Below are 12,617 nucleotides of genomic sequence, written 5' to 3'. Positions count from 1 at the left end.
GTGCCGCATCCGACACCGATGCTTACCCCAAACTCAGGCTCGCCGCACTCTCCGGCAGTTCCTCGTCGAAGCACCGCTGGTAGAATTCCGCGACCGTCTGGCGCTCCAGCTCGTCGCATTTGTTCAGGAACGACAGGCGGAAGGCATAGCCCACGTCCTGGAAAATCCGCGCGTTTTCCGCCCAGGCCAGCACGGTGCGGGGCGACATGACGGTGGACAGGTCGCCGTTCATGAAGGCGGTGCGGGTCAGGTCGGCAACAGTGACCATCTGGCTGACGATCTTGCGACCCTTGTCGGTGTTGTAGTGCGGCGACTTGGACAACACGATCGCGGCTTCCGCGTCGTGGGACAGATAGTTCAGCGTGGCCACAAGCGACCAGCGGTCCATCTGCGCCTGGTTGATCTGCTGGGTGCCGTGATAAAGCCCCGTCGTATCGCCAAGGCCGACCGTGTTGGCGGTGGCGAACAGACGGAAACAGGGGTGCGGCGTGATGATCGTGTTCTGGTCCATCAGCGTCAGCTTGCCGTCGGTCTCCAGTACGCGCTGGATGACGAACATCACGTCAGCCCGGCCCGCGTCGTATTCATCGAACACGATGGCGACGGGGTTGCGCAGCGCCCAGGGCAGGATGCCCTCGTGGAATTCGGTGACCTGCACGCCGTCGCGCAGCTTGATCGCGTCCTTGCCGATCAGGTCGATGCGCGAAATATGGCTGTCGAGGTTCACGCGCACGGCGGGCCAGTTGAGGCGGGCGGCGACCTGTTCGATATGGGTCGATTTTCCGGTGCCGTGATAGCCCTGGATCATGACACGACGGTTGTAGCCGAAGCCGGCGAGGATCGCCAAGGTCGTGTCGGGGTCGAACTTGTAGGTGCTGTCGATTTCCGGCACGCGGTCGGAGCGGTCGGCAAATCCCTTGACCTTCATGTCGCTGTCGATCCCGAACAAATCGCGGACAGAGATGTCCTCGGTCGGCTTCATCTGCGCATCAGTCGTCCCGTCAGCCATATCCGTCGTGCCTTTTCGTTTCGCGTCTCAAGTGCTGCCGGGATGCAACATAACGTGGTGCGCTGCAAGGGAAAGGCGATAAGGCCAGTGGCCAATTTTTCAGCGATCGCTTGAAATGGTTGATATTTGGTGCAGATCGGTGATGGTGTCCGTGGGACAGGAGCAGGGGCGACATGGCGACGATTTCCGACATAGAAAACATGATCGGGCGCATGGCGCTGGGGGACCGCGATGCGTTTTCCCAGCTCTATAATTCGACCTCGGCGAAACTCTTTGGCGTGGCCCTGCGTGTGTTGGGTAATCGCGCAGAAGCAGAGGACGCAGTTCAAGAGGCTTATCTGAAAATCTGGCGCAATGCGGACCGGTATCAGGTCAACGGGCTGAGCCCGATGACTTGGCTGATCACCATCACGCGGAACTTGTGTATCGACAAGTTGCGCGCCCGCAAGGCGACAGGCTCGGGTCTCGACGAGGCGGCGGAGATCGAAGACGCGCGACCCGGACCGGAGGCTTTGGCAATGGCCTCTTCCGATCGGGCACGGATCGTCGACTGCATGTCGCAGCTCGAAGACCAGAAATCGGATGCGGTACGCCGCGCATATCTGGAGGGGGAAACATATCAGGAGCTGGCCGATCGCTATGATCTGCCGCTCAACACTGTACGCACATGGCTTCGCAGAAGCCTGATAAAACTGAAAGAGTGTCTGTCGTTATGACTGAAGACATAGAACAACCAGAAGGCTGGCCACAGGCCGCGGAATATGTTCTCGGGCTTTTGCCCGTCGACGAGGTCCGTGCGTTCGAGGCGGCCATGACACGCGATCCGGCGCTGCGGGATGAATACGTGTTCTGGGCTGAAAACTATGTGCGGTTGACGGACGACATCGCCGAAGTCAAACCGCCGCCCTCGATCTGGAAGGCGATTTCCACAGCGGCGTTCGGTGTGGAAGAAAAGCAGCCCTGGTACGCGCGTCTTGGCCTTGTGTCGTCGCTTGCGGGCGGTGCCATCGCGGCTGTAGCGGTGTTGTGGGTGGTCAATACCACCGGTCTGCTCGGGTGGCTCGATCCGCCGACCTATACCGCCGAAATCGTGGCCGAGGACAACAGTCTCGTCGTGCAGGCGAGCTATGACGAAAGCGACGGCACGCTTAGCCTCACCCGGTCTGCCGGCAATGCCGCCGCGGGGCGCGCGCTGGAACTTTGGCTGATTGCGGGCGACAATGCGCCTGTGTCGCTCGGCGTCATTCCTGAAGCGCAAACCGCGGTGATCGAGGTGGCTCCCGACATCGCGCCAGCGCTTGAGAACGGCGTCCTTGCGATCAGCGACGAGCCCGAGGGCGGTTCACCGACCGGCGCTCCGACCGGTGCCGTGCTTGCCGTCGGGCCGATTATCTCGCTCTAGGGTGACGCCGCGTCGCCCTACTGCCGGCTCCGTTTCCCCAAACCGGCCCATTTTTTGGCGCATTTGGCCGTCAGACAGGGATGACGAACCGAATCGGAGTCTCCATGCACGCCCGTCGCTTGAAACGGTTGAAGTTATCTGAAGGAGAGCAGAGCTTGCTGCTTGCTCTGATCGGTATCGGTATATTCGGGGCGTTCATGGCGTTTATCGTCGTGAACCAGCTGGGTGGCGGCACCCAGATCATCCGTGCGCTCAGTCTCTACGACTATTGGATCATTTTCGCGGGTGCCATCGGCGGCCCGGTCGCGGCCGTTCTGGCGCGCGACTGGTTCGGCCATCCGGGCATCGTCGGGTGGGGCCGGGCCGTGACGGGTATTTTCATCGTCAGTTTTACCGCTTCGGTCATCGCCGGCACTTTGGCCTTGCCGCTCTACGGCACCATGTTCGGGCCGTTCTCGCTGGTCGTGACGATGGTCGGTTCGCCGCTTCTTGCGATGATCTGGGTGACGATGCTGCTGGCCGCGCATGTTCTTGTGGCGGCATGGCGGCGCGAGCGTGACAGCATTTTCGCGATCCGCACGGCAGAGGCGCTCGCCTAGGCCAAGGCGCGTCCGCGCTACATCTGCGCGGACGGTATCGTCGCAGCCTAATCCTTGTCGCGGAAATTCCGGCTGACCCTGATCTGATCCCACGCCCAGACCACCTCGTTCAGCTGATCTTCCTGGCTTCTGTCACCGCCGTTCATATCCGGGTGCAGCACCTTGATGAGCGACTTGTAGGCCTTGCGAATCTGGGGTTTGGACCAGTTGTCCTTGGCGTCCAGAATTTCGACGGCGCGCCGCTCGGTTGGCGGTAGGCGGCGCGTGTTGCCGTTGGTGCGCCCGGGGTTCTGGGTGGCGTTCGCGCCCAATACCTGATGCGGATCGTCGACACCGAGGCGCGACCATGCGCGCTGTTCCTCGGACCGCTTGAACGGCTTGGTGGGCCTGTCCCAGACGCGATCCTTGTCCATCTGCGCCATCAGTTCGGCCTCCGACGTGCCGTCGAAAAAATTCCACTTCAGATTGTATTCGCGCACGTGCTGCTGGCAGAACCACAGGTAATCATCCAGCACGTCAGGCGAGCGGGGCGCGCGGTATTTTCCGGCCTCTTCACAGCCCTCGTGATCGCAGACGCGTGTCGATGTTTCCGATGCGCCCGACATGCCACGGCGGCCACGCGGGTTCTTCTTCTTCGCACTGGAAACGGACATATCGAATCCGAAGGGGTCTTTCTTATCCATGTGCGGTTACCTTTCTTGGACGGCCATGCGACAATAAACACATGGCCAGCGGATTGAAGGGGGCAGGGCGAAAATAATGGGACTTGAAACCGAGATAAATGACGCGATCACCGCAGCACTCGCGCCAGAATCCCTGCAAGTCGTGAACGAAAGCCACCAACACGCGGGCCATGCGGGCGACGACGGGACGGGCGAAAGCCACTGGCGTGTCGTGATCCGTGCATCGGCCCTGGACGGGATGTCGCGGTTGGCCCGGCACCGCGCGATCCACGCGGCTATCGGGCCGGACATCATCGGACGGATTCACGCATTGGCGATCGAGGTGAGATAGCCGCGCAGGCTTTTCGCTACTCCGCCGCGACCTTTGGTTCGGGGCGGTCGGGATCGGTGTCCAGCGGCCTGTTTTCCAACATCGGTGTCGGTGCGGGGGCTGCGATTGTGGCGGGCTTGGCGACGGGCGGCGCCTCTGCCAGATACTCCGGCGCCTCGACCGGGCGGGACAGGTCGCGGTCGTCTTTTTGCATCGCTTTCAATGGCTTGCGGAAGACGAGCATATTCTGGAACACCGTGCTGCGCCCGGTCAGGCCGTGCCGCTCCTCGCATGGTAGGGTGTCGGTACGCAGATACTCCCACCCTTCGGCAGCGTATTCGTTCATGATCGACTGGATCGCATAGGCGAACCGGTCTTCAGAGGTCTTTACACCGCGTGCCTTGATGCCTTTTTTCGGTGCCGGAACAACGGCGTATTCGTAAGTGTTCATGTGCATATCCCCTGTTGTCCACCGCGACGGTATATCAACGCCGGGCGTCTGCGCCAAGCGTTGACGGACACGACGGCGCGCGTCGGCGGCGAATTGCTAGGGCTGGTGTCGGGGCGATGCGCGACCGCAAGATACCCCGCGCAAGCGGCGTATGAAAAGCGTGCACAGCGCGTGCACCGGACGTGCACTAGGAATTCAGTTTTGCGCTGACGATCTGGTTGACCGCGGCGGGATTCGCCTTGCCGCCGGTCGCCTTCATCACCTGACCCACGAACCATCCGGCCAGTTTCGGATTCTGCTTGGCCTTTTCGACCTGCGCGGGGTTTGCGGCGATGATCTCGTCCACCGCGGCCTCGATAGCGCCGGTGTCGGTGACCTGCTTCATACCCTCGGTCTCGACGATCTCGGTCGGGTCGCGATCCTGGGTATAGGCGATGTCGAACACGTCCTTGGCAATCTTGCCGGAAATGTCGCCGGATTTGATCAGGCCGACGATCTGGCCCAGACGCGCGGCGGAAATCGGGCTTTGCGTGATATGCTTGTCACCGTCCTTTTTCAGGCGTCCGAACAGTTCGTTGATGACCCAATTGGCCGACAGCTTGCCATCGTTGCCGGCGGCGACCTGTTCGAAATAGACCGCGTTCTCGGCCTCTGCCGTCAGCACGCTGGCGTCGTAATCCGACAGCCCGAAATCGGCGATGAAGCGTGCTTTTTTCGCGTCTGGTAGCTCTGGCAGCGTGCCTGCGATCTCGTCGACCCACGCCTGTTCGATCTCCAGCGGCAGCAGGTCGGGATCGGGGAAATAGCGGTAGTCATGCGCCTCTTCCTTCGACCGCATGGAGCGGGTCTCGTTCTTGTCGGGATCATATAGGCGGGTTTCCTGCACGACCTCTTTCCCATCCTCTACCAAAGCGATCTGACGCCGTGCCTCGACCTCGATCGCCATCTGGATGAAGCGCATGGAGTTCATGTTCTTGATCTCGCAGCGCGTGCCGAGGTGGCTGAAATCCTGCGTTTCCTGATATTTCTCGTAGGCACCGGGCGCGCAGATGGACACGTTCACGTCGGCCCGCAGGTTGCCGTTCTGCATGTTGCCGTCGCAGGTGCCCAGATAGCGCATGATCTGGCGCAGCTTGGCGACATAGGCGGCAGCCTCTTCTGGTCCGCGAATATCCGGGCGCGACACGATTTCCATGAGCGCGACACCCGTGCGGTTCAGGTCCACGAAAGACATATTCGGGTCCATGTCGTGCACGGATTTGCCCGCGTCCTGTTCCAGGTGGATACGTTCGATCCGCACGCGCCGCGCCGTGCCCTCATAGGGACCGGGACCCATTTCGACAAGCACTTCGCCTTCGCCGACGATCGGATGATACAGCTGCGAAATCTGGTAACCCTGCGGCAGGTCGGGGTAGAAGTAGTTCTTGCGGTCGAATGCGCTGAACAGATTGATGTCGGCCTTCAGACCCAGACCTGTGCGGACCGCTTGCGCCACGCAGCCTTCGTTGATGACGGGCAGCATGCCGGGCATGCCGGCATCCACGAATGCCACGTTGCTGTTGGGTTCCGCGCCGAACAGCGTGGACGCGCCGGAAAACAGCTTGGCTGCGGTGGCGACCTGCGCGTGCACCTCCAACCCGATCACCAGTTCCCAGTCCTGTTTCGCCCCGGCGATCACTTTGGGGGCAGGGGCGTCGTATGTCAGGTCCAGCATGGGGTCGGCTCCGTTCGCATGATGATCGCGTTCTAGGTCAGCAGACGACAAGGAACAAGTGCGGCGATCGTGCGTTGGGCCGGCGAACGTAACCCAAGCAAGGAGCGATCCAAATGCCGAAGATTACAGAATCGAAAATTCTCATCCTCTCCACCAACGGCTTCGAGCAGTCGGAGTTGGAAACACCCCGTGACAAACTGACCGAAAAAGGGGCCACGGTTCATGTGGCGACACCCGACGGCGAAGACATCAAGGGCTGGGACGGCGGCGACTGGGGCGATACCGCCAAGGCCGACTTGAAACTGGCCGACGTCAGAGTCGACGACTATGATGCGTTGGTTTTGCCGGGTGGTCAGATCAACCCCGACCTGTTGCGCGTGAACACGGATGCCGTGGCACTGGTCAAGTCCTTCGTGGACAAGGGCAAGATCGTCGCAGCCGTTTGTCACGCGCCCTGGCTGCTGGTCGAAGCGGATGTGGTTTGTGACCGCGAAATGACGTCTTACAAGTCGATCAAGACTGATCTGGTGAACGCGGGTGCCAACTGGATCGACGCCGAAGTGGCGATTTCCAACGGCATCATCACCAGCCGCAACCCTGACGACCTGCCTGCATTCGTGGCCAAGATCGTCGAGGAAGTGGAAGAGGGTGAACACCCGCGCGCGGCCGCCTGACGGTTCGGGTTGTGGCCGAGCATTCGGCCACAACCCGCCACGCTGAAACGTTTTTCTTGCATTGCGTCCATGGCGCGCGGCACATTGCGCGCCATGACCTTCGCTCGCTTGATCCTGGGGGGGATTTTGGCGCTGATCGTGTCCGGTTCGGCATTTGCCGAAGCGCCTATCAGGCCGATGTCCCGTGACGACGCCGCTGACCTGCGGCAAGAAGCGGCGACGCTGCGGCTTGCCTCATTTCGTGTCGTGCCACGGCCTGACCACATGATACGGTATCCCGTCGAAATCGAAACGGCGACGCCCGCCGTTCGGCCCCGCGCCCGGGACAGCTTTCTGCCACGCACACGCTGGGCCTTTCAACCGGGCAGCGCCGTCTGGACTCGGGCCGCGATGTCGGCGATCGGCGGCCATGGTGACGGGCTTGATTCGGTCGTGCCGCGCGATATCGACACCTGGTGCCCGGCCTATGCGCAGAATTCACCCGCGCTCCGGCGCGCCTTTTGGGTCGGGATGATGTCGGCCCTGGCCAAGCATGAAAGTACCTACAATCCGCGCGCCGTGGGTGGTGGCAATCTGTGGTTCGGGTTGCTGCAGATCTACCCCGATACGGCCCGCCGGTATGGGTGCAGGGCGCGCACCGGCGACGCGCTGAAAGACCCAGTCGCCAACCTGAGTTGTGCGGCCCGCATCATGAACGTGACCGTGGCGCGCGACAATGCCATCGCGGTGTTCGACGGGCGCTGGCGCGGGGTTGCGGCGGACTGGGGACCGATGTCGAACCGGTCGAAAATCCCGGAAATGGCGAACTGGACCCGGCAGCAAAGCTATTGTGTCGCGGTCGAAACGATCCGCCCCCGGGCGCGCCCCGCCGATCTGCTTGCCCGGCAGGTCGCCGCGGCGGTGCCTGACCGTCCGTTGCGGCCGCAGCCGCGCCCGGTCCTGTGGGAAACGCGGCTGTCGACGATGACAGTCAGTCAGGTCGCCGACGGGGGCTGATGCCTCGCGAACGACGACGTGATTGAACCATATGGCCGTTTGCGGCGTTCGTTTCATGACTTGTTGCAAGAACAGCGAAAGGAACAGGCATGTCCGCATCTGACTCCAACATCGAGAAGCAGAAGCGTCGGCACAAGGGGCCGCTGATCGGGATGGCCGCCGGGGTGATCTTCGTCGCTGTCCTGCTGTGGGCTTTCCTTGCCTATACAGCTGAACAGGGCGGTGTGCCCGAAGGCGCCGATACCCAGATCGACAGCCGCACAGGCGAAGAAGTGCCAGCCGACGGCTAAACCCTGGCGCACGCGAAGCCCACATTGCCGACGAAAGTCTGCGCCGCCTGCGGGCGGCCTTTCGCGTGGCGCAAGAAGTGGGCGCGCGACTGGGAGAACGTGCGATATTGCTCGAAACGGTGCAGTGGAGCCAGATCTGATCGCAGGGCATGACCGCGCGATGCGTTGCGCGTGGTGGTCTTATCGCATACCAACGCGGCGACGATATTCCTTACATCTTCTGGAGCGCCCATGACGTCCCGCATCGAAAAGCACGGCCTGCAAGTTCAACCGGTTCTGGCGGAATTTATCGAACGACAGGCTTTGCCAGGGACGGGCGTCGCGGCGGATGATTTCTGGGCCGGATTTTCGGACTTGTTGCACGGCATGGGGCCGCGCAACGCTGCATTACTGGCCAAGCGCGAAAGCCTGCAAACGCAGATCGACGACTGGCATATTGCGCATCGCGACAAGCCGCATGACGCAAGTGCCTACGAGGCCTTCCTGCGCGAAATCGGGTATCTGCTGCCCGAAGGCGCGGATTTCGAGATCACGACCGACAACGTCGACCCCGAAATCGCCAAGGTGCCGGGGCCGCAGCTGGTGGTGCCGGTCACCAATGCGCGTTTTGCGCTGAATGCGGCGAACGCGCGGTGGGGCAGTCTCTACGATGCGTTCTACGGCACCGATGCGATGGGCAGCCAGCCGCCGGAGGGGGGCTATGACAAGGGCCATGGCGCGCGGGTCGTCGCACGGACGCGGGTGTTTTTGGACTCCGCTTTTCAGGTGGTTGGGACCAGCCATGCGGACGCGAAAAGCTATGTCGTGCGCGATGGTGCGCTGTTGGTGGAAGATCAACCGCTGGCCCAGCCCGAAAAATTCGTGGGCCATCAGGGTGACGCGGCCAAGCCCGACGCCATCGTGCTGCGCAACAACGGGCTGCACGTCATTCTGGCGTTCGATGAAAACCACCCGATCGGGGCCACCGACCAGGCACATCTGGCCGACGTGCGGCTCGAAAGTGCCGTATCCGCGATCATGGATTGCGAGGATTCCGTGGCCTGCGTCGATGCCGAGGACAAGGTGCTGGCCTATGGTAACTGGCTGGGCCTGATGAAAGGCGATCTGACCGCCGATCTGACCAAGAACGGCAAGACGATGACCCGGCGTCTGGCCGACGATCTGACCTTCACTGGAGCGGACGGCAATGACGTGACGCTCAAGGGCCGTGCGCTGTTGTGGGTGCGCAATGTGGGGCATCTGATGACGAACCCCGCGATCCTCGACCGTGACGGCAACGAGGCTTTCGAGGGGCTGATGGACGCGATGATCACCGTGATGGTCGCGATGCATGACCTGAAACGCGACGGCGGCAATTCGGCGAAAGGGTCCGTCTATGTCGTGAAGCCCAAGATGCACGGCCCCGAGGAGGTCGCGTTCACCAACGAGATTTTCAGCAAGGTCGAGGACGTGCTGGGTCTGCCGCGCGACACGGTCAAGATCGGCATCATGGACGAAGAGCGCCGCACGACGGTGAACCTCAAGCAATGTATCGCAGCCGCCAAATCGCGGGTGGCGTTCATCAACACCGGCTTTCTGGACCGGACCGGCGATGAGATCCACACCTCGATGGAAGCAGGGCCGTTCAGCCGCAAGGACCATATCAAACGCAAGGGCTGGATCGCGGCCTATGAGGACCGCAACGTCGATATCGGGCTGGAATGCGGCTTTTCCGGCAAGGCGCAGATCGGCAAGGGCATGTGGGCGATGCCCGACATGATGGCGGCGATGCTGGAGCAGAAAATCGCGCATCCGAAATCGGGTGCCAACTGCGCCTGGGTGCCCAGCCCGACGGCTGCAACCCTTCACGCGACGCATTATCATCAGGTCGATGTGATGGCGGTGCAGCAAAAGATGCTGTCAGGTGGTCGCCGCGCGCCGGTCAGCGCGATCCTCGACATCCCGCTCGCCAAGTTTCGCGCCTGGACCGACGCGCAGATCATGCGCGAGGTGGAAAACAACGCGCAGGGAATCTTGGGATACGTTGTGCGCTGGATCGATCAGGGGGTCGGCTGTTCCAAGGTGCCGGATATCAATGACGTCGGCCTGATGGAAGATCGCGCCACCTGCCGGATTTCGTCGCAGGCGCTGGCCAACTGGCTGCACCACGATGTGGTGAGCGAGGCGGCGGTCATGGAGGCGATGCGCAAGATGGCGAAGGTCGTGGATGAACAGAATGCGGATGATCCGGCCTATCGCCCGATGGCCCCGGATTTCGACGGGATCGCGTTTCAGGCGGCCTGCGATCTGGTGTTTCAGGGGCGCGAGCAGCCGTCAGGCTATACCGAACCGGTGCTGCATCGCCGCCGCTTGCAGGTGAAAGCGCAACGCAACCACTAACCCTGCCTCAGGGGTTCAGGACCACGTCGAGCCGTTCCAGCCCGTGCACGCCGATCCGTTTGGCAAAGCGGCGCGGCGCGTCGACCAGTTGCAGGTCGGGATGGCGGGTAAAGAGCCGCAAGACCGCGACCTCGACCTCGGCCCGCGCCAGCTGCATTCCCAGGCAGACATGCGGGCCGTAACCGAAGCCCAGATGCGCGTTCGGCCTACGGTCGATCAGCAGGGTTTCGGGGTTTGTGACCCGTGCCGGGTCATGGTTGGCGCTGATCAAGAGCGGGGCGATCTGGCTGCCTTTCTTAAGCGGCACACCCTCCAGTTCGGTATCCTGTGCCACGAACAGTGGTTGCGTCATAATGACGGGCGCGTAGTAGCGCAGCACCTCTTCGATCAGCAGCGGCAACCTTTCGGGCGTGACCAGCACCACGGCCCGCGCATCGGGGCGGGAGGCGACCACGCGGACCGTCCAGGTGATCAGATGAGCGGTGGTCTCGCTGCCCGCCAGAAACAGGGCGACGGCCATGGCGAGTAATTCATCCTCGCTCAACCGGTCGCCGGTTTCCTCTGCCGCGACCAGATCGCTGATCAGGCCGGGGCGGGGTGCCGCGCGCACGTTGTCGAATTCGGCCCGGAAATAGCGCATGGAGCGCCACAGGCCGGGCAGGGCACGGATCAGCGTGAAGGCGTTGGAAATCCGCGACAGCGATTTGGTCATATTGGCGACGCGGGCGCGATCCTCTGGCGGGACGCCCAGCAGGGCGCAGATCGCCTGCAGCGGCAGCGGGCGGGCCAGCCCGGCGGCGATATCCGCCGGACGGTCTGTCGGCAGGGTGTCGAGCAAACCGTCGGCGACATCTTCCATCTGCGGTTTCAGGTCGGTCATGTTGGTTTTGGCGAAGGCCTTGTCCACCAGACCGCGCAGGCGCTTGTGCTCGGCCCCGTCCGCGTTCACCAGGTTCTTGAACAACGGGTTCATGAAGCGCGGCAGGTACCAGAACCGTTGCGCCATGGATTTGCCGGTCACCGGCGTGCTGTCGCGCACGAAACGGTCGGCGTCTTTCAGCAGGGTGCGCGCACCGCTGTCGGTTGTCACCATCCAGACGGTGCCGACCAGCGGCAACCGGACCTCGACCACGGGGGCCTGCGCGCGCATTCGCGCCAGCATGGTCGCCGGGTCGCGCAGGAATTCCGGGGATGACAGATCGTATGACATGGGCTTCAGCGTTTCCGGCTTTCACGGCGTTGTCAAATGTCGCCCGGTTTTGCTTTTCATCGGGCCGGGGCCTGCTATCCTGCCGCAACCGCTCGCATTGGAGGATACCTGCGTGAAGCCCGTCATCGGCATTATCGGCAACAGTCACCTGATCAACGATCAGTATCCGGCCCACGCGACCGGGCATATCAACGCCGAAGCGATCCGCAATGCCGCCGATTGTATCCCGATGATCGTTCCCGCCGATCCGGCGCTGGTCTCGGTCGAGGAGCTGATGACGGTCTGCGACGGTTTCCTGTTCACCGGCGGGCGCCCCAATGTGCACCCGGAGGAATATGGCGAGCCGGAGACCGAGGCGCACGGAGCCTTCGACCGCGCGCGCGACGCGCTGGCCCTGCCGCTGATCCGCGCCTGCGTGACCGCCGGGCAGCCGTTTCTGGGCGTCTGTCGTGGATTTCAGGAGGTGAACGTGGCGATGGGTGGCACGCTGCACCCCGAAATTCGCGACCTGCCGGGGCGCGACAACCATCGGATGCCGCCCGACGGGACGCTGGAAGAGAAGTTCGCGTTGCGCCATACCGTGCGCCTGACCGAAGGCGGTGTGTTTCACCGGCTGCTGGGGCAGACCGAGGTGATGACGAACACGCTGCACGGGCAGGGGATCAAGACGCCGGGCCCGCGTGTGGTGATCGACGGACATGCGCCTGACGGCACGCCCGAGGCGATCTATATCGCCGATGCGCCGGGCTTCACGCTGTCGGTGCAGTGGCACCCGGAATGGCGCGCGGCGCAGGATCCCGTGTCACGCCCGCTGTTTGCGGCCTTCGGGGATGCCTGCCGCGCCTGGGCCGCAGGCGAGCGGCCGGCGATTGCCCGGACCGCCTGACGCGACCATCCGCG

General features: G+C 62.7%; 15 protein-coding genes. 10 read left to right on the top strand and 5 right to left on the bottom strand.

Annotated features, from left to right (window positions below):
- Positions 1-22: 22 nt before the first annotated feature.
- Positions 23-1,009 (bottom strand): cobaltochelatase subunit CobS, encoded by a 987-nt coding sequence (gene cobS / locus AC04PH_RS12160; RefSeq protein ID WP_483066004.1) that lies wholly within the window; start codon positions 1,007-1,009, stop codon positions 23-25.
- Positions 1,010-1,182: 173 nt separating this feature from the next.
- Between cobS and AC04PH_RS12155 the strand changes: the two genes are divergently transcribed.
- The 3 genes from AC04PH_RS12155 (at position 1,183) to AC04PH_RS12145 (ending at position 3,010) form a co-directional block, all read left to right on the top strand.
- Positions 1,183-1,725 carry a sigma-70 family RNA polymerase sigma factor gene (locus tag AC04PH_RS12155; protein WP_483066003.1) on the top strand — a complete coding sequence of 181 codons (543 nt, stop codon included), beginning with the start codon at positions 1,183-1,185 and terminating at the stop codon, positions 1,723-1,725.
- The gene (locus tag AC04PH_RS12150; protein WP_483066002.1) at positions 1,722-2,411 is read left to right on the top strand and encodes an anti-sigma factor; all 690 of its coding nucleotides are present in this window, start codon (positions 1,722-1,724) and stop codon (positions 2,409-2,411) included. Before AC04PH_RS12155 ends, AC04PH_RS12150 begins: the two co-directional genes overlap by 4 nt.
- A 155-nt stretch (positions 2,412-2,566) precedes the next feature.
- Positions 2,567-3,010, top strand: coding sequence for a hypothetical protein (locus AC04PH_RS12145; RefSeq protein WP_483066001.1), 444 nt, complete (start codon positions 2,567-2,569; stop codon positions 3,008-3,010).
- A 47-nt stretch (positions 3,011-3,057) separates the two neighbouring features.
- On the opposite strand, the gene AC04PH_RS12140 is transcribed toward AC04PH_RS12145, so the two are convergent.
- Positions 3,058-3,693, bottom strand: coding sequence for a J domain-containing protein (locus AC04PH_RS12140; RefSeq protein ID WP_483066000.1), 636 nt, complete (start codon positions 3,691-3,693; stop codon positions 3,058-3,060).
- A gap of 76 nt (positions 3,694-3,769) precedes the next feature.
- On the opposite strand from AC04PH_RS12140, the gene AC04PH_RS12135 reads away from it, so the two are divergent.
- Positions 3,770-4,024 carry a BolA family protein gene (locus tag AC04PH_RS12135; RefSeq protein ID WP_483065999.1) on the top strand — a complete coding sequence of 85 codons (255 nt, stop codon included), beginning with the start codon at positions 3,770-3,772 and terminating at the stop codon, positions 4,022-4,024.
- A 16-nt stretch (positions 4,025-4,040) separates the two neighbouring features.
- Here the strand turns inward: AC04PH_RS12135 and AC04PH_RS12130 are convergent, their stop codons facing one another.
- Entirely contained in the window at positions 4,041-4,454 is a 414-nt protein-coding gene (locus tag AC04PH_RS12130; protein WP_483065998.1) for a DUF4177 domain-containing protein, read from the bottom strand.
- A 187-nt stretch (positions 4,455-4,641) separates the two neighbouring features.
- Positions 4,642-6,168, bottom strand: coding sequence for an Asp-tRNA(Asn)/Glu-tRNA(Gln) amidotransferase subunit GatB (gatB, locus tag AC04PH_RS12125; RefSeq protein WP_483065997.1), 1,527 nt, complete (start codon positions 6,166-6,168; stop codon positions 4,642-4,644).
- Positions 6,169-6,281: 113 nt separating this feature from the next.
- Between gatB and AC04PH_RS12120 the strand changes: the two genes are divergently transcribed.
- From AC04PH_RS12120 to AC04PH_RS12100, 5 genes are all read left to right on the top strand, one after another.
- On the top strand, positions 6,282-6,842 hold the full coding sequence (locus tag AC04PH_RS12120) for a type 1 glutamine amidotransferase domain-containing protein (RefSeq protein ID WP_483065996.1): 561 nt from the start codon (positions 6,282-6,284) through the stop codon (positions 6,840-6,842).
- 69 nt (positions 6,843-6,911) lie between these two features.
- Positions 6,912-7,838: a transglycosylase SLT domain-containing protein gene (locus AC04PH_RS12115; protein ID WP_483065995.1), complete on the top strand. Its 927-nt coding sequence runs from the start codon at positions 6,912-6,914 to the stop codon at positions 7,836-7,838.
- Between the two features lie 89 nt (positions 7,839-7,927).
- Positions 7,928-8,128, top strand: coding sequence for a hypothetical protein (locus AC04PH_RS12110; protein WP_483065994.1), 201 nt, complete (start codon positions 7,928-7,930; stop codon positions 8,126-8,128).
- Between the two features lie 24 nt (positions 8,129-8,152).
- Complete coding sequence (locus AC04PH_RS12105) at positions 8,153-8,281, top strand: DUF2256 domain-containing protein (protein WP_483065993.1); 129 nt, start codon at positions 8,153-8,155, stop codon at positions 8,279-8,281.
- A 78-nt stretch (positions 8,282-8,359) separates the two neighbouring features.
- Entirely contained in the window at positions 8,360-10,507 is a 2,148-nt protein-coding gene (locus AC04PH_RS12100; protein ID WP_483065992.1) for a malate synthase G, read from the top strand.
- Between the two features lie 7 nt (positions 10,508-10,514).
- Here the strand turns inward: AC04PH_RS12100 and AC04PH_RS12095 are convergent, their stop codons facing one another.
- A complete protein-coding gene (locus tag AC04PH_RS12095) occupies positions 10,515-11,717 on the bottom strand; it encodes a cytochrome P450 (RefSeq protein ID WP_483065991.1) in 1,203 nt (400 codons plus the stop codon).
- Positions 11,718-11,829: 112 nt separating this feature from the next.
- On the opposite strand from AC04PH_RS12095, the gene AC04PH_RS12090 reads away from it, so the two are divergent.
- Entirely contained in the window at positions 11,830-12,603 is a 774-nt protein-coding gene (locus AC04PH_RS12090) for a gamma-glutamyl-gamma-aminobutyrate hydrolase family protein (RefSeq protein ID WP_483065990.1), read from the top strand.
- Positions 12,604-12,617: the final 14 nt, after the last annotated feature.

The sequence above is a fragment of the Yoonia sp. KMU-150 genome (assembly GCF_056858355.1).
The sequence above is the reverse complement of the archived record's forward strand: the minus strand, read 5'-3'. Positions and strand labels throughout refer to the sequence as shown.